Annotated in this window: 15 protein-coding genes; 4 read left to right on the top strand and 11 right to left on the bottom strand. The window is 58.7% G+C overall.

Annotated elements, in window-relative coordinates:
• Positions 1-75 precede the first annotated feature (75 nt).
• Positions 76-669, bottom strand: a complete 594-nt coding sequence (locus O2N63_RS13005) for a hypothetical protein (RefSeq protein ID WP_271054710.1) — start codon at positions 667-669, stop codon at positions 76-78.
• Positions 670-683: 14 nt separating this feature from the next.
• Here O2N63_RS13005 and O2N63_RS13000 point away from each other — a divergent pair, with 14 nt between their 5' ends.
• Complete coding sequence (locus tag O2N63_RS13000; protein WP_271054709.1) at positions 684-956, top strand: hypothetical protein; 273 nt, start codon at positions 684-686, stop codon at positions 954-956.
• A gap of 75 nt (positions 957-1,031) precedes the next feature.
• On the opposite strand, the gene O2N63_RS12995 is transcribed toward O2N63_RS13000, so the two are convergent.
• Together O2N63_RS12995 and O2N63_RS12990 are read right to left on the bottom strand one after the other, a co-directional pair.
• On the bottom strand, positions 1,032-2,168 hold the full coding sequence (locus tag O2N63_RS12995) for an acyl-CoA dehydrogenase family protein (RefSeq protein WP_271054708.1): 1,137 nt from the start codon (positions 2,166-2,168) through the stop codon (positions 1,032-1,034).
• Complete coding sequence (locus O2N63_RS12990; protein WP_271054707.1) at positions 2,165-3,316, bottom strand: CaiB/BaiF CoA transferase family protein; 1,152 nt, start codon at positions 3,314-3,316, stop codon at positions 2,165-2,167. The genes O2N63_RS12995 and O2N63_RS12990 overlap by 4 nt, the downstream gene beginning before the upstream one ends.
• Positions 3,317-3,419: 103 nt before the next feature.
• Between O2N63_RS12990 and O2N63_RS12985 the strand changes: the two genes are divergently transcribed.
• Complete coding sequence (locus tag O2N63_RS12985; RefSeq protein ID WP_271054706.1) at positions 3,420-4,316, top strand: LysR family transcriptional regulator; 897 nt, start codon at positions 3,420-3,422, stop codon at positions 4,314-4,316.
• A gap of 39 nt (positions 4,317-4,355) precedes the next feature.
• Here the strand turns inward: O2N63_RS12985 and O2N63_RS12980 are convergent, their stop codons facing one another.
• From O2N63_RS12980 to hutI, 7 genes are all read right to left on the bottom strand, one after another.
• Positions 4,356-5,906, bottom strand: a complete 1,551-nt coding sequence (locus tag O2N63_RS12980) for a TRAP transporter large permease (protein WP_271054705.1) — start codon at positions 5,904-5,906, stop codon at positions 4,356-4,358.
• Positions 5,903-6,352, bottom strand: coding sequence for a TRAP transporter small permease subunit (locus tag O2N63_RS12975; protein WP_271054833.1), 450 nt, complete (start codon positions 6,350-6,352; stop codon positions 5,903-5,905). Before O2N63_RS12975 ends, O2N63_RS12980 begins: the two co-directional genes overlap by 4 nt.
• A 111-nt stretch (positions 6,353-6,463) precedes the next feature.
• On the bottom strand, positions 6,464-7,549 hold the full coding sequence (locus O2N63_RS12970; protein WP_271054704.1) for a TRAP transporter substrate-binding protein: 1,086 nt from the start codon (positions 7,547-7,549) through the stop codon (positions 6,464-6,466).
• Between the two features lie 31 nt (positions 7,550-7,580).
• Entirely contained in the window at positions 7,581-9,254 is a 1,674-nt protein-coding gene (gene hutU / locus O2N63_RS12965) for a urocanate hydratase (RefSeq protein ID WP_271054703.1), read from the bottom strand.
• Positions 9,255-9,265: 11 nt separating this feature from the next.
• Positions 9,266-10,069, bottom strand: a complete 804-nt coding sequence (gene hutG / locus O2N63_RS12960; protein ID WP_271054702.1) for an N-formylglutamate deformylase — start codon at positions 10,067-10,069, stop codon at positions 9,266-9,268.
• On the bottom strand, positions 10,066-11,604 hold the full coding sequence (gene hutH, locus O2N63_RS12955; protein ID WP_271054701.1) for a histidine ammonia-lyase: 1,539 nt from the start codon (positions 11,602-11,604) through the stop codon (positions 10,066-10,068). Before hutH ends, hutG begins: the two co-directional genes overlap by 4 nt.
• Entirely contained in the window at positions 11,601-12,809 is a 1,209-nt protein-coding gene (gene hutI / locus O2N63_RS12950) for an imidazolonepropionase (protein WP_271054700.1), read from the bottom strand. Before hutI ends, hutH begins: the two co-directional genes overlap by 4 nt.
• Before the next feature lie 70 nt (positions 12,810-12,879).
• On the opposite strand from hutI, the gene O2N63_RS12945 reads away from it, so the two are divergent.
• Entirely contained in the window at positions 12,880-14,244 is a 1,365-nt protein-coding gene (locus tag O2N63_RS12945) for a formimidoylglutamate deiminase (RefSeq protein WP_271054699.1), read from the top strand.
• Positions 14,241-14,939 carry a GntR family transcriptional regulator gene (locus tag O2N63_RS12940; protein WP_271054698.1) on the top strand — a complete coding sequence of 233 codons (699 nt, stop codon included), beginning with the start codon at positions 14,241-14,243 and terminating at the stop codon, positions 14,937-14,939. Before O2N63_RS12945 ends, O2N63_RS12940 begins: the two co-directional genes overlap by 4 nt.
• Positions 14,940-15,058: 119 nt before the next feature.
• Here O2N63_RS12940 and O2N63_RS12935 read toward each other — a convergent pair.
• On the bottom strand, positions 15,059-15,919 hold an 861-nt coding region (locus O2N63_RS12935), incomplete at its 5' end, for a LysR family transcriptional regulator (protein ID WP_271054697.1).

Raw genomic sequence — 15,919 nt, 5'->3', positions numbered from 1 at the left:
TCAACGGGGATGATGGCTCTGAAGCGTGTCTCGCCCCAGCTTCTGCTTCTCGGAGACAAAGCCCGAGTGCCCTCATCACGTGTCTTTGAGCATCTGCACATGCATGGATAAGGCTTCAAAGTAGATCGTATTGGTGGGCTCCCCTTCCCAAATCCGAGGGGACTTCGGCAACCAGGTTTCAATGGGCGGATAACGCTCCGCCAATGCTCTGGCCTCTTCATATTTGTTGGCGTAGCTCTGACGGCGTCGGACGCAATGATGCGGGATATTCTCGGCAACAATTTCTTTCTCAAGCGCCAGCAGGATCTCAAGCGCATGGCCGGTTTTGCGTGTCCCTTCCCGAGGGTCTTCGATCAGCACAATATCTGGCTGAAGACGTTTGTATGTGTTCTTCAAAAAAGTACCGGCCTTTGTAGGTGAGAAACTGGCTGCCCTTGACACCTGCCAGTCCTTCAATCGATCATTTATTATAAAGACATAAGCCAGCTTGCCATAGGCCACAGCGATCGAAAGAACGCGATTAGGCCTAGTCGTCATAAGCAGCGTCAAAGTTATCTTCCAACCGCTCAGCGAGGCTCTCAATTGTCTTCTGGCGGTTTTTGAGCCGAAGTTTGGAAAGGGATTTAGGCGGAGCTGGCAACGTCGGGAGTTGGCAATAAAGCTCCGCACGGATCTCATCAAAAATGCTTGAAAACAAGCTTTCAAAGCTGCGTCCAAAAATCATCGACAAAAAGCAAATGTCGCGAAGGCTCGGCTCACGTTTGCCGCGTTCCAGGCAGGAGATCCTGGTCTCATGCACCCCCATAAGATGGGCGCAATCGATCTGTCGAAAGCATCAGGCGATGCATATAAAGAGGCTGAACGGCATTGGTGTCACGGACATCACAGATGATATCTTCGATGTTATGGGCAGTCTCAGCTGGATCTATGCAGAGCCGGTGGTAGTCGCGAACTAAAAAGACTTCATTCAAGCCCCAAAACCTTCCCGGAAGTGACCGGGAGAGGTTACTTGCATGTGGCTTTGCCAATTACTATTTCAACAGATCTCGGGCGATGATGGTCCGTTGAATTTCGGAGGACCCTTCGTAAATACGGAAGATCCGCAAATCACGTAGGTAACGTTCCAGCGGGAAATCCTTGGTGTAGCCATAGCCCCCATGAATTTGAAGCGCGCGGTCTGCAATGCGCCATGCAGCTTCGCTGGCATAGAGCTTTGCGTAGGCCGATTCCGATGAATAGCGCTCTCCTGATCCGCGTTTCGCTGCAGCTTGCAATCCAAGCGCCCGTGCGGCGGCCAGTTCTGTGGCACAATCGGCCAACATCCACTGCAACCCCTGGAAATTCCCAATCGGACGACCGCCGACCTCCCGTTCCTTGGCATAGGAAATGGCAGCTTTGAGGGCTTCACTGGCGATGCCGGTGGCCTGCGCGGCCACCTCGATCCGGCCATTATCCAGAACCTTCATCGCCGTGCGAAACCCGGTGCCCTCATCGCCCAGACGGTTTTCTTCGGGCACAAAGCAGTCAAAACTGATCGGGAACACATGGCCACCGCGCAGGCCCATGGTTTGCTCTGGCTTGCCAATGTCGATGCCCCCCATCCGTTTCGGTTCTACAATGAAGGCGCTGATGCCACGCGCACCGGCGGTGCGGTCGGTCTTGGCAAAGATCACAATGAAATCCGCCTCACCCGCGTTCGAAATGAAGCACTTGGATCCCTTGAGCCGATAGCCCGTTCCTTCGCGCATGGCAAAGCTGCGCATATCGGCGGGGTTGGATCCTGCCTGCGGTTCGGTCAACCCGAATGCGCCCAGTTTGTCCCCCGTCGCCGCGCCCGGCAGGACACGTGCTTTCAGGGCCTCTTCTGCCCCGAGAAGCAGGGAATCTGTTGCCAGAAAATGTGCCGTCAACATTGACGCCGTGGAACCGCAGGCCCCGGCGATGGCTTCAACCGCTTCATAGAGCGCCGGGCCGGACAACCCTATACCGCCATGGGCTTCGGGCAGGTTCATGCCCATGATGCCCATCTCGGCCAATGCGGGACGATGCAGCGTGGTGAACTGAGCTTTCGCATCTATTTCTGCCGCGCGCGGGGCCAGAATGTCGGTTGAGAAGCGCGTGATTTGGTCGATGACGGCGCGTTCTTCGTAGCTTAGAAAACTGTTCATGTGCGGTCTCCGTGGGTGAGGGTTTTCAGTATGTCGACTGTGTGCGCCCCCAGTGCGGGGGCCGCCTGTCGCCCGCCGCGCGGGGCACCGTTGAAATGCACCGGTTGTTCTGGAACGAGAAACTGACCAAGCGTGGGATGGCTGACCGGCGAGGCCAGAGCACGCGCCTCAACCTGGGGAGAGGTCCAGGCCTGCATCACCGAACTCAACGGCGCGGCGGGAATGCCGGCCCGTGTGAGGTTGTCCACCACTGTTTCAACATCGTTGTTGGCAGCCCAGCCTTCGATGAATTCAGCCAGTTCCGGTTCGTTTTGACGCCGCAGCACATCAGTTGCAAAACGTGGATCATCGGCCAGTTGCGGCTGCGCGATGGCGGAAGAAAAGCTTTCGAACAACCGGTCATTCAGGACTGCAACGGCGAAATGCCCGTCCTTTGCCTGGTAGGTTCCAAACGGGGCGGACAACGCATGACGGTTGCCGGTCCGCTGCGGGGTCTCTCCTGCGATCAGGGCCCGGCAGGCGGCGATGGGCATCATGCTGACCAGCGAGTCGAAGAGCGACAGATCCACATGCCGGCCGCGTCCGGTGCGCTCGCGATCAAACAGGGCGACCATCGCGCCAAATGCAGCAAACATCCCGCCTGCCACGTCACCCAGAGCTTCGCCCACCATCATCGGAGGTCCATCAGCCTCGCCTGTGACATCCATCAGCCCACTCATCGCCTGAATGATGATGTCATAGGCAGGCAATGCCTTGTTCGGACCAGTTTGGCCAAATCCGGACAGCGACACATAGACGAGTTTTGGGAACGCGCCACAGAGATTTGCCGCGCCAAGCCCGAACCGATCCATCACGCCCGGGCGAAAATTTTCGATCAGCACGTCGCAGGTGGCAGTCAGATCAAGCGCAGCCTGTTTGCCAGCATCGGTTTTCAGATCCAGCACCACAGATTTCTTACCGCGGTTGACGGATTGGAACAGCAGGCTTTCGCCATCCTTAAACGGCCCTACATGGCGATAATCATCTCCTGCAGGCGGTTCGACCTTGATCACATCGGCGCCAAGGTCGGCCATCAATGCGGTGCAGTATGGTCCGGCCAACACGCGGGAAAAATCCAGCACCCGTACCCCTTCGAGTGGTCGGCGCATTGATTGTCCTTCACCTTCAAACATGGTTCCTCCATTCGTTTCTGACTGGAGGATAGTGATCGGAGAGGTATACTCGGAAATACCGATACAACATTTAGGATATATGAAATTGAATATACCATTGACCTTTCGCCAGATCGAAATCCTGCTGGCTGTGGCCGAGACTGGCAGCACCGCCGCCGCCAGCCGTGCGTTAAACACGTCGCAGCCATCGATCTCTCTGGCTATCGCGCGCTGCGAAGAAGTGTTTGGGCAGAAGCTCTTTGTCCGGATTGTCGGGCGAGGGATGGAGCTCACCTCTTTTGGGCAACGCAAGATTGCGCAGCTGCATGCGCTTGAACGCCAGGCCCGCTGGGTTCTTGGCGGCAAAGAGGGAACCCCGGAGTTCTTGAGCCTCGGCGTGTTTTCAACATTGGGGCCTCGCTATGCGCCGCAACTGGTGCGCAAGTTCAAAGAAGGTCATTCGGCGGCCGAAATCCGCCTTCTGGAAGGGGATCTGCAAACCCTGTTCAATTGGCTGGGAGAGGGCAGGATCGATATTGCCTTGATCTATGATTTCGGTGTGCCATCGGATTTTGTGGTTGTGCCTATGAAACCCGCAGAGCCTTATGCGCTGCTGCCGAAAGGGCACCGGCTGGAGCAGAAAACTGCGGTCAGCGCCAAGGATCTTGTGCAGGATCCGGTCATTCTGATGAGCCTGCCCCACAGCCGGGGTTATTTCCTCTCGCTTTTGCAAAACGATGAATTTCCGGTGCGGATTGCGCATGAAACCGGGTCAATCGAGATGTTGCGGTCGATGGTGGCCAACGGGTTTGGTATTGGGCTTCTGGCCACCGATCTTCCCGGCAACAGCGCCTATGACGGGACCCCTTTGCTGAAGCGGCCGATCACCGGGCGGTTCCCGGTTCACCAGATCGCGCTGGCGCATGGTGACACGGCTGCCAAGCGCAAGATCATCCGGGACTTTTCGGAGTTTGCCAAAGCGTTCTTCACGAACTGACGGCAGGATCGATGACCCTGCCTCCGCAAGAGATCTGGTTCAGAACAGGACCGAGGGCAACCACGTCGCCAAGTTGGGGATCATCCAGACCAGCAGGACACCAACAGCCTGTAAACCGATGAAAGGGACAACGCCGGCATAAATGGCACCTGTAGAAACCTCCTTCGGGGCCGCCCCGCGCAGGTAGAACAGGGAAAATCCAAAAGGTGGTGTGAGAAAACTGGTCTGCAGGTTGATGGCAATCAGGATCCCAAGCCAGATCGGATCATATCCCATCAGGATCAGTTGCGGCGTGACCAGCGGCAACACAATCACCGAGATTTCGACGAAATCGAGGAAAAAGCCCAAGAGGAAGATGAAGAGCATGCAGAAGAGCAGCGCTCCGATCGGACCGCCCGGCAACTCCGACAGAATGTGGGCGACGCGCTCTTCTCCACCCAGACCGATGAACACCAGCGAGAACATTCCGGCGGCCAGGATCGTAGCAAAAATCATCGCGGTCATAGTGGCGGTGGATTCTACCGCCTCATGCAGAATGCGCTTGGGCCAGCTTGCAAACAGTGAGGCGAGCACCGCCACCCCACCAATGGTGGTAAGGGCCGCATAGGCTACGCCCAGTGACAACGCGCCAAGCCCCAGATCATCTCGTTGCAGGCGCACCGGCGCCACACCTGACAGCACGGCCAGCAAAAGGAAGGACCCAGCCCCCAACAGGATCAACCGTTGTGATCCGCCAGAGCGCAGGCCCGCCATCAAGAGTGCGCCCACTGCCCCGACAGATGCGGCTTCGGTAGGGGTGGCAACTCCGCCAAGGATTGCGCCGAGCACGGCGAAGATCAGCAGGATCGGGGGGACAATGGCCGCGATCACCTCGCCCCATTGCGGTTTGGCCAGATCAACCGGCGCAGAGGGCATATCCTGCGGGCGCAGCACGCCCCGGATCACGATATAAAGCAGATAAAGCACCACCAGCGTCAATCCCGGCAGCAGCGCTGCGGAAAAGAACTGTCCCACGGAGAGCGCCTCAACCGAGAACTTCCCCTGCTCATACTGCGCTTGCTGATAGGCATTGGACATGACGTCCGCGAGGATGATCAGCAGGGTTGACGGCGGAATGATCTGGCCCAACGTGCCCGCTGTGCACACGATGCCCGAGGCAACTCTGGTGTCGTAACCGGCCCGCAACATGGTCGGCAGGGCAATCATGCCCATGGCGACCACCGTTGCCCCGACAATGCCGGTTGAGGCCGCCAGAAGCGCACCGACCAGAACGACCGAGATCCCGAGCCCGCCTTTGAGCTGACCAAACAGGCGCCCCATCGTGTCCAGAAGGTTTTCCGCGATCTGGCTCTTCTCCAGCACCGCCCCCATCAGGACAAAAAGTGGAATGGCAATCAGCACTTGATTGCTTAAAAGCCCAAACACCCGCTGGCTCATCGCGCCCAGCAGGGTAACGTCCATGACCCCCAGCATCCAGCCGAGATAGGCAAAGATGATGGCAACACCAGCGATGCTGAATGACACGGGGAACCCCATCAGGATCGCTCCCATAAGGGCGGCGAACATGATCAGGTCGAGATATTCGCTCATGATCGGGTTTCCTCACGCAGCAGCCGTAGCAAAAGGGCAATGGATTGAAGCAGGACCAGAATGCAGAAGGCAGGGATAAGCGATTTCAGCAGGAAAACCGCCTTGATCCCGCCCACTGAAAGCGGACCTTCAAGGATGCTCCAAGAGCTGCGAACCGATGGCCAGGACCAGTATAAAAGGGCAACCATCGAGGGGATGAGCAGGCAGAGATGGCCAAAGATATCAATGCGACGCCGGGCCTGTTCATTCAGTCGCGCATAGAACACGTCCACGCGGACATGTTTGTCGACCAGAAGCGTATAGCCTGCTGCCAGCATGAAAAGCGTGGCATGCATGTAGAGCACGGTTTCCTGAACCGCGATGGAATTGACGCCAAACACGTACCGCCCGACCACAATCGAGAACTGGACGAGCACCATTGCCAAGGCGAGCCAGCGCACGGCCATGGCCACCGTTTGGTTTATCAAGTCAAACAGACGCGCGATTGCGGCCACCGGTCATCCCTCCCTACCTCAAGACTTGGCAGCGCAACCCTGGGGCTGCGCCACCGTTTTTCTTTAGTAGCCCAGCACGCCGGCACGGGCGTTCATCTGGCCATTGTCTGCAAAAGACATGTAACCCCCAACGCTGTCGCGGTAAGCAACAAAGCTTTCGGTGATACGACGGACAAGCTCGTCATCATCCTGACGCAGATCGTCAATCACTTCGGCGGCTGCCTTGCCCATTGCGGTGATCACATCCTCGGGGAACATTTTGACCTGAACACCATGCTCTTCCACCAGCGCCTTCAGAGCAAGCGCATGTTTGGTAGTGTATTCCGTCCAAACCGGGTTGTAGAGGCTTTCGCAGGCCAGCTGCACAACCTGTTTCAGATCGTCAGGCAGCTCGTTGAACTTGTCCTGATTGACCCCGCATTCCTCGGCCGAAGACGGTTCGCCCACGCCCGGCCAGTAATAGTTCTTGGCCACCTGATAGTACCCAAGGGCACTGTCGGTCCACGGGCCGATGAATTCGCCCGCATCCAATGCGCCGGTCTGTAACGCCTGGAACATGGCTGGGCCACTCATGGCCTCTGCCGCCATTCCCAGCTTCGAGGCCATCTCTGACGCCAGCCCGGTGGTGCGGAACTTGAGACCTTTCAGGTCCTGCGCCGAGTTGATCTCATCACGGAACCAGCCTCCCCATTGCGGGCCGGAGTTGCCACAGAGGAACGGCTTGATGCCGAAACGGCCATACATCTCGTCATAAAGCGCCTGACCGCCGCCATGATGCAGCCAACCAAACTGTTCGTCAGCCCTGAGGCCAAATGGCTGCGAGCCGAACAGGAGGATGCCTTTGGATTTCGACCCCCAATATGCGGGCACTGCGTGGTAAAGTTCAGCGGTCCCTTCACTGACCGCATCAAAGACACCCCGGCCCGGGACAAGTTCGCCCGCAGCGTAAAGTTTCACGTTGATCCGACCACCTGACAGGGTGGTGATCCGGTCCGCCAGCATTTGCGCAGCCACACCGGGTCCCGGTAGGTTTTTGGGCCACGCCGTGACCAATTTCCACTGGCGAACATCTTGCGCAATGGCTGGTGCCGCAAGCGTGGTCGCCGCCGCGCCGACGGCGCCCCCTGCAAGGAATTTTCTTCTGTCCATGTTGTCATCTCCCTTTTGGTAGTTGTTATTGTCAGTTTCCAAGAATGCCCGGCAGCCGCAGCCCGTGTTCCCGGGCGCAGTCCAGCGCAATGTCATAGCCCGCATCCGCGTGACGCCAGACGCCGGAAGCCGGATCATTCCACAACACCCGTTCCAACCGTTTGGCGGCTTCGGGCGTGCCATCGGCGCAGATCACCACGCCAGCATGTTGTGAAAAGCCCATGCCGACGCCACCACCATGGTGCAGGCTGACCCAGGTGGCGCCGCTCGCGGTATTGACCAGCGCATTGAGAAGCGGCCAGTCGGATACGGCGTCTGATCCGTCCCGCATCGCTTCGGTTTCGCGGTTCGGGCTTGCGACAGATCCGCTGTCCAGATGGTCACGGCCGATCACAACCGGGGCCTTAAGTTCACCCGAGGCCACCATCTCGTTGAACTTCAGGCCCGCACGGTGCCGGTCACCAAGACCAATCCAGCAGATCCGGGCGGGTAGGCCCTGAAACGCGATCCGGTCACGGGCCATGTCGAGCCAGTTGTGCAGATGCGTGTTCTCGGGGAACAGCTCTTTCATCGCCTGGTCGGTCTTATAGATGTCTTCCGGATCACCCGATAGCGCCGCCCAACGGAACGGACCAACCCCTTTGCAGAAAAGCGGGCGGATATAGGCGGGCACAAAACCGGGGAAGGCAAAGGCGTTTTCTAGCCCCTCCTCCAGCGCCATCTGACGGATGTTGTTGCCGTAATCCACCGTGGGCACGCCGTCTTCGTGGAAGGCCACCATCGCTTCGACCTGAACCCGCATCGAGGCACGGGCCGCCTTTTCCACCTCTTTCGGGGCGGTTTCGGCTTTGGCGCGCCATTCTGCTACGGTCCAGCCCTGCGGCAGGTAACCGTTGATCGGATCATGGGCCGAGGTCTGGTCGGTCACGATGTCAGGGCGTACGCCGCGTTTGTGGATCTCAGGGAAAATGTCAGCCGCATTGCCAATCAGTGCCACTGATTTCGCCTCACCCGCCTTGGTCCAGCGCTCGATCATCTCGAGCGCTTCGTCAAGCGAATGGGTCTTTTCGTCTACATAGCGGGTGCGCAGGCGGAAATCGGCGGATTTCTCATCACATTCCACCGCAAGACAACAGGCCCCGGCCATCACGGCGGCAAGCGGTTGGGCGCCGCCCATGCCACCAAGGCCTCCGGTGAGTATCCAGCGCCCTGTCAGGTCCCCTCCATAATGCTGACGACCCGCCTCGGCAAAGGTCTCATAGGTGCCCTGCACAATGCCCTGCGATCCGATGTAGATCCACGACCCGGCGGTCATCTGGCCATACATCATCAGGCCCTTTTTATCGAGCTCGTTGAAGTGGTCCCAATTGGCCCAATGCGGCACGAGGTTGGAGTTCGCAATCAGAACGCGCGGCGCATCAGAGTGCGTTTTGACCACAGCAACCGGCTTGCCCGACTGCACCACCAGCGTCTCGTCCTCTTCCAATGACTTCAACGTGTCGACCATCAGATCGAAATCTTTCCACGTGCGCGCCGCCCGTCCGATGCCGCCATAGACCACAAGCTCATGCGGATTTTCAGCCACATCGGGATGCAGGTTGTTCATCATCATCCGAAGCGGTGCCTCGGTCATCCAGCTTTTGGCATTCAGCTCGGGGCCGGTGGGGGGAAAAACGTCACGGGTGTTCTTGCGGGGATTAGTCATGATGAGGCTCCTTATCGGGTCAGCGCTTCGGAAAGCGCGAGGCTGTTCAGTTTTTGCAGAAGGGTCTTGAGATGGGGGCGCAGCCGATCAGCGCGCGCGTCGAGATAGGTCCAGGGGGCGGCTTCCTGCATGTAAGTCGATTGGGCGAGTTCCATCTGGATGGCATGGATGCCAGCCTCGGGCTGGCCGTAGTGCCGTGTGGTCCAGCCGCCTTTGAACCGGCCGTTGGTCACCGAGGAATAACCATCTGCTTCAGCGCAGACTGCAACCGTGGCCGCTTCGATTTCAGCCGCGCAGGTCGCGCCCAGATTGGTGCCAATGCTGAAGTCGGGCAGAAGGCCGACAAACAGGAAGGGGATCTGAGACCGGATCGAGTGGCAATCGAACAGGATCGCAACGCCATGCTTGTCACGCACACGTTCAAGTTCGGCCCGCAGCGCTGCGTGATACGGGGCGTGATAGGCAAGGCGGCGGGCTTCGATCTCATCGGCTGAGGGGTCCTGACCCTCTTCCCAGATCTCCCGCCCATCAAAGTCGGTCAGCGGCACCAGAGTGGTGGTGTTCTGACCGGGATAAAGCGAGACACCCTCCGGATCGCGATTGGCGTCGATCACATAGCGGTGGACGTTGGATTTCACCACCGTCACCCCGTCAAGCAACCCGTCATAAAGCTGGGTGATGTGCCAGTCGGTATCCGCCAATTGCCGCCCGTTTGCATTCAGCCGGGCGTGGATATCCTCGGGCACAAAGGTGCCGCCATGGGGCTGCCCCAAAACGATGGGGCTATCCCCACGGATGACGTCAAAGACATTCACGCGCCCAGCTCCGGCAGATCGGTGCCGCAGGCGTCGACAAGTGCGCCGGTCGCCACGAGTTTGGCGGAGGTTTCGAGGTCAGGTGCCAGATAGCGGTCCGGCCCAAGCGTTTCGACATCACGCCGCAGCCGGGCCAAAACGGATTGCAAGGGCTGGCTGGTCATGAGAGGCGCGCGGAACTCGACACCCTGAGCAGCGCAGAGCAGTTCAACACCCAGAATACGGTTGAGGTTTACGCACATCTGAATCAGACGCCGCGCCCCATGGGCGGCCATGGAAACATGGTCCTCCTGATTGGCCGAAGTTGGGGTCGAATCCGTCACACAGGGGTTGGCCAGATGCTTGTTCTCACTCATCAGCGCTGCGGTGGTCACCTCGGCAATCATCAGGCCGGAATTCAGCCCCGGTTCCGGAGTGAGGAACGGCGGCAGGTCATGGCTCAGCGTGGGGTCCACCATCAGCGCAATACGGCGCTGTGCGATGGCCCCGATCTCTGAAACAGCCAGCGCGATCATGTCAGCGGCAAACCCCACGGGTTCGGCATGGAAATTGCCCCCCGAGACGATTAGCCCTGCCTCGGTCAGAACCAGAGGATTGTCAGTGGCGGCATTGGCTTCGATCTCCAGCGTGACCGCTGCCTGACGCAGCACGTCAATCGCTGCACCCGTCACCTGCGGCTGGCAGCGGATGCAATAGGGATCCTGCACCCTTGTATCGTCGTCACGATGGCTTTCGCGAATTTCGGAACCGTCGAGAATGGCGCGCATCGCTGCTGCTGCTTCAATCTGACCGGGTTGGCCGCGCAGTGTGTGAATTTCCGGCTGCAACGGGGCGGTTGATCCCATGATCGCGTCGGTCGACATGGCCGAGATCACCAGCGCATTTTGCGCCGCGCGCCAGGCTTCGAACAGTCCGGCCAGTGCAAATGCAGTCGAAAATTGGGTGCCGTTGATGAACGCCAGCCCTTCTTTTGGGCCAAGCTGGATCGGAGAAAGCCCCGCTTTTTCAAGCGCCTCTGCACCAGGGAGCACCACGCCGTCAAATTCTGCCTCACCCTCGCCGATGACAACGGCTGTCATATGGGCCAATGGGGCCAGATCCCCCGAAGCCCCCACCGAGCCCTGAGCCGGGATTGCGGGCGTGACACCGCGTGCCAGCATTTCTTGCAAGAGTTCCACATAGTCCCAGCGCACACCCGAGGCACCGCGCCCGAAACTCAGCAGCTTCAATGTCATCATCAGGCGCGCCATGCGGCGCGGCACCGCTTCGCCAACGCCGCAGCAATGGCTGAGGATCAGGTTGCGCTGAAGGGTTGCGGTATCTTCCGGGGCGATTTTCAGGCTGGCGAGTTTGCCAAAGCCGGTATTGACCCCATAAACGGCCGCGTCACCCGCTGCAGCAGCATCAATCCGGCCTGCCGCATCTTCCACCGCGGGTTTGCATGCGGGGTCCAGTGTAACCGGTGTCTCGCTCCAATAGACATCTGCCAGTTGCGCCAGCGTCACTTCGCCGGGGCTGAGTTCAAGCACGCTCATGCGCGACCTCCGAAAATACGTTTGTAAAGGGGATTGAAGCCGATGCGGTAGGCGAGTTCGGCCGGGTGCTGCACGTCCCAAATGGCGAGGTCGGCGCGTTTACCGGGCTCGATCGTGCCGCAGTCACTCAAACCGAGAGCCCGGGCAGCGTTACGGGTCACCCCGGCCAGCGCCTCTTCGGGCGTCATCCGAAAGAGGGTGCAACCCATGTTCATGGTCAGAAGCAGCGAGGTCAGCGGCGACGACCCCGGGTTGGCATCGGTGGCCAGCGCCATCGGTACATCATGTCTGCGCAGGGCGTCGATCGGCGGCACCTGGGTTTCGCGCAACGTATAGAAAGCGCCGGGCAGGATGACGGCTGTGGTCCCCGCTTGGGCCATTGCGATTACACCGTCCTCATCGAGATATTCAATATGATCGGCGCTGAGCGCACCGTAGCTGGCGGCCAGTTTCGTGCCGCCAAGGTTCGAGAGCTGCTCGGAATGCAATTTGACCGGCAGGTCCAACTCCTTCGCCACCTCGAACACCCGTGCGATTTGCGCGGGCTGGAACGCGATCCCTTCGCAGAACCCATCCACCGCATCCACCAGCCCCTCTGCGTGGGCGGCGCGCAGGGCGGGGATGCAGACCTCGTCGATATAGGCATCGTTGCGGCCGGTATATTCCGGCGGTACCGCATGGGCGCCGAGGAATGTGGTCTTGACCCGGATCGGGCGTTCTTCCGCAATTCGCCGCGCCGCGCGCAGCATCCTGAGTTCCGTGCCCTGATCGAGCCCGTAACCCGATTTCACTTCGATCGCACTCACGCCCTCGGCAATCAACGCATCGACCCGCCCAAGCGCATCGGTCAGAAGCTCATTTTCAGAGGCCGCACGGGTTGCCTTCACCGTCGAGACAATCCCGCCACCAGCGCGGGCTATCTCTTCGTAGCTGGCTCCTTCAAGCCGCATCTCAAACTCACGTGCCCTATTACCACCGGCAACGATATGGGTGTGGCAGTCGATCAGCGCCGGGGTCACCAAACGACCGTTCAAATCCTGCGTAGGCAGGGCAGTATATTGAGAGGGGCAGTCAGAGGCCTTTCCGACCCAGGAGATCTTGCCATTTTCGATCACAATAGAGGCGTTTTCGATCAATCCATAATCCGTTGTTGCGGGATCCATGGTTGCGACAGTCATGTCGGAAAGGCGGAGGGACGGGGGCATCGTTTGTCCTTGATTATGTAGCTACATAAAACTAATATGATGCCACATAATAAGTCAATGGACTCCCGTCATGAAAAAAATCGTCGCGAAACAGGCCCTTACCGAAACCGGTTGGCAAACCAATGTTGAAATCGGGATCGATAAAGGGCGAATCTCTTACATCAAACCCGCCCCAAACGGCGCGAGTGCGACGGTTTCACTGGCATTGCCTGCGCCTTTGAACCTGCACAGCCATGCCTTTCAGCGGGCGATGTCGGGGTTGACCGAAGCGCGCGGCCCGGATGCCAGCGACAGTTTCTGGAGCTGGCGACGCCTGATGTATAGGTTCCTCGATCAGCTTACACCGGATCAGGTGCAGGCCATTGCGGCGCAGGTTTTTCTGGAAATGCTGGAGGCCGGATATGCAAGCGTGGCCGAATTCCACTATCTGCACCATGACCGCGACGGGAAGACCTATGCGAACCTTGCCGAAATGTCCGAACGGATTGTGCAAGCCGCAACAGATGTGGGCATTGGCCTGACGCTTCTACCGGTTCTTTATCAGCACGGTGGCTGTGACGCGCGCGCCCTGAACGGTGGGCAACGGCGGTTCGGAAATGACCCCGATCAGTTCCAACGCCTGCATGAAGGTGCCGCGCGAGCGGTTGCGTCCGGGCCAGAGGATTTTTCCATTGGCGTGGCCCCCCACTCCCTGCGGGCGGTGGACGCCGAGGGGCTTGCCCGGTCGATCGCATTGGGGGGACGCGGCCCAATTCACATGCACCTTGCCGAACAGGTTGCCGAGGTCGAGGAAGTCATGGCCCATTTGGGTGCGCGCCCCACGGAATGGCTTTTGGGCAATCAGGATGTCAATGCGCAGTGGTGCCTGATCCATTCGACCCAAATGACCAAAGAGGAAACCCGAAATCTGGCAAAATCGGGGGCGGTTGCGGGATTGTGCCCAATCACCGAATCCAGCCTTGGGGACGGGATATTCAACGGCACGCAGTATTTGGCCGATGGGGGGCGCATCGGGTTTGGATCAGATTCAAACGTGCATATTGCGCTGTTCGACGAACTCAGAACCCTGGAATATTCTCAGCGCTTGCGAGATCGGAGCCGGGCCGCCCTGGCGACGCAGGACTATTCCACCGGGCGTGTACTGTTTGACGCCGCAAATACCGGGGGCGCACAGGCCGGGGGGCGGGATTGCGGTGTGCTTGCTCCGGGGCGTCTCGCCGACATCATCGGGCTTGATCTGGACAATGAATGGGGCGCCTGTCGCAACGGTGATATGGCCTTGGATACGCTGATCTTTGGCGGACACGGGCATGACTGCATCACGGATATCTGGAGCGCAGGGCGCCATGTCGTAAAAGACGGTCGTCATCTGAAGCGTGACCGTATAACAATGGAGTTCGTCAAGGTCATGTGTGAGTTGGAGCAGGAAATATGAGCGCAGACCGTCAGTCCTGGAAAGATATCAGGGACCGGATCCGTGATCAGATCCTTGATCGCACCTATGCTCCGGGCGACAAGCTGCCGCGCGACGCAGATATTGCCGAACAATTCGGCTGTGCCCGGACCACTGTGCAACGCGCCATGCAGGACCTGTCGGACACTGGACTAATCGAACGCAAGCGCAAGGGCGGAACCCATGTACGGGCAAACCCAGTGACGCGTGCAACGCTCGACATACCGATCACGCGGCTTGAAGTTGAGGAAACAGGTGCGGTCTACGGATACCAGTTGATTGACCGGAAAGTGCTGCCCACACCCAGAGAAGTCGCTGCCAAGTTTGAGCAGGTCGAACCGAATTCCATGCTGCGCGTGCAAGCGCTGCATCTGGCGGATCACAAGCCACATATTCTCGAGGACCGCTGGGTCAGCATTGAGACCGCCCCAGAAATCCTTGATGTTGATCTGGCGCGCGAAAGTGCAAATGAATGGCTGGTTCGCAACAAGCCCTATACCCGGTTCGATTTACGGATTTACGCAATTTCCGCAGATGCAGAGACCGCCAGAATGCTCGCAACAGAACCGGGCAGCGCCCTCTTGGTGCTCGAACGCACCACGTGGATCGGCACGGATCCGATTACATCAGTCCGCTCGATCACCATTCCCGGGTACCAACTTCTGACAAAAAGCTAATGACAGAGGGAAGCAGACGTCCCCTTAATTGATACTGTTTGCAGCGTCTTTGAAACTAGAAGCTAGACCTCAAGGCGGGTTGTTTGGAAAATCAGAACGCTCGCTCCGGCAGACACCGATCACTCAAACGCGCGTGCAAAGTCGATAAAGGCGCGCAGCCGGGTCGGCATGTTGCGTTTTGAAAGGTAGTTCAACGTGAAGCGGGGCAAGGGAGCGACGTAATCTTCTAGTACCTGCACCAACCGCCCGGCTTCAATGTGATCTCTGACCGCTTCTTTGAACACATAGGCCAGCCCCGAGCCCGCCTCAGCATGTGCAATAATCGAATTGACATCGTTCACGACAACCCTTGGGATCGGCATGGGGGAGTGTGTCCCATCTGGACCAGTCATAACCCAAGGCGCCAGATGGCCTGCGTCCCCAAAGGCAAAACAAATACCGGGATGGGCCGTCAGCTCAGTGGGGGTTCGTAGTTTGGGGGCGTACCGCAGGTACGCGGGGGAGGCAACAATAACCATCTCTCGCATTGGCCCTAAAGGAATGGCATAGCTGTCTGGATCTAGCAGCGCCTCAGCCCGGATCGCGGCATCCACACCGCTTGTCACAAGGTCCAGCTTCTTTTCATCATAAATGACTTCGATCGACAGGGCTGGGTGAGCCTTTGCAAAGCTCAAGATCATCCTATCCAGAAAGAGCGGCCCGGCACCGATTGGGGCGGTCAGTCGCAAAGCACCCGACAATTCGCCTTCCTCTGTTTGCAAATCATTCAGCGCGTTTTCCAGTGCGTCCACTGCTGGCAGGCTGCGACGGAACAGGATCTCGCCTGCACGGGTCAATGCGATATGGCGGGTAGAGCGTACGATCAAACGTACCCCCAATCGGTCTTCGAACCTCTGTACCGCTTCGCTGACCGACCCCGGGGCCAATTTCAACCGATCTGCCGCAGCGCGGAACCCACCGGCGCGGGCCACTTCGACAAA

The sequence above is a fragment of the Aliiroseovarius salicola genome, assembly GCF_027891095.1.
Classification (GTDB): domain Bacteria; phylum Pseudomonadota; class Alphaproteobacteria; order Rhodobacterales; family Rhodobacteraceae; genus Aliiroseovarius; species Aliiroseovarius salicola.
Note: the sequence above shows the minus strand (reverse complement) of the source record. Positions and strands in the feature narration are given on the sequence as shown.

Coding starts and splice junctions, on each gene's coding strand:
- O2N63_RS12990 (WP_271054707.1), bottom strand. CDS start 3,316: ATGCGCCGACCACTCGAAGGGGTACGGGTGCTGGATTTTTCCCGCGTG.
- O2N63_RS12945 (WP_271054699.1), top strand. CDS start 12,880: ATGAAAAAAATCGTCGCGAAACAGGCCCTTACCGAAACCGGTTGGCAA.
- hutU (WP_271054703.1), bottom strand. CDS start 9,254: ATGACTAATCCCCGCAAGAACACCCGTGACGTTTTTCCCCCCACCGGC.
- O2N63_RS12995 (WP_271054708.1), bottom strand. CDS start 2,168: ATGAACAGTTTTCTAAGCTACGAAGAACGCGCCGTCATCGACCAAATC.
- hutH (WP_271054701.1), bottom strand. CDS start 11,604: ATGAGCGTGCTTGAACTCAGCCCCGGCGAAGTGACGCTGGCGCAACTG.
- O2N63_RS12970 (WP_271054704.1), bottom strand. CDS start 7,549: ATGGACAGAAGAAAATTCCTTGCAGGGGGCGCCGTCGGCGCGGCGGCG.
- O2N63_RS12940 (WP_271054698.1), top strand. CDS start 14,241: ATGAGCGCAGACCGTCAGTCCTGGAAAGATATCAGGGACCGGATCCGT.
- O2N63_RS12985 (WP_271054706.1), top strand. CDS start 3,420: ATGAAATTGAATATACCATTGACCTTTCGCCAGATCGAAATCCTGCTG.
- hutI (WP_271054700.1), bottom strand. CDS start 12,809: ATGCCCCCGTCCCTCCGCCTTTCCGACATGACTGTCGCAACCATGGAT.
- O2N63_RS12975 (WP_271054833.1), bottom strand. CDS start 6,352: ATGGCCGTGCGCTGGCTCGCCTTGGCAATGGTGCTCGTCCAGTTCTCG.
- O2N63_RS12980 (WP_271054705.1), bottom strand. CDS start 5,906: ATGAGCGAATATCTCGACCTGATCATGTTCGCCGCCCTTATGGGAGCG.
- O2N63_RS13000 (WP_271054709.1), top strand. CDS start 684: ATGCTTGAAAACAAGCTTTCAAAGCTGCGTCCAAAAATCATCGACAAA.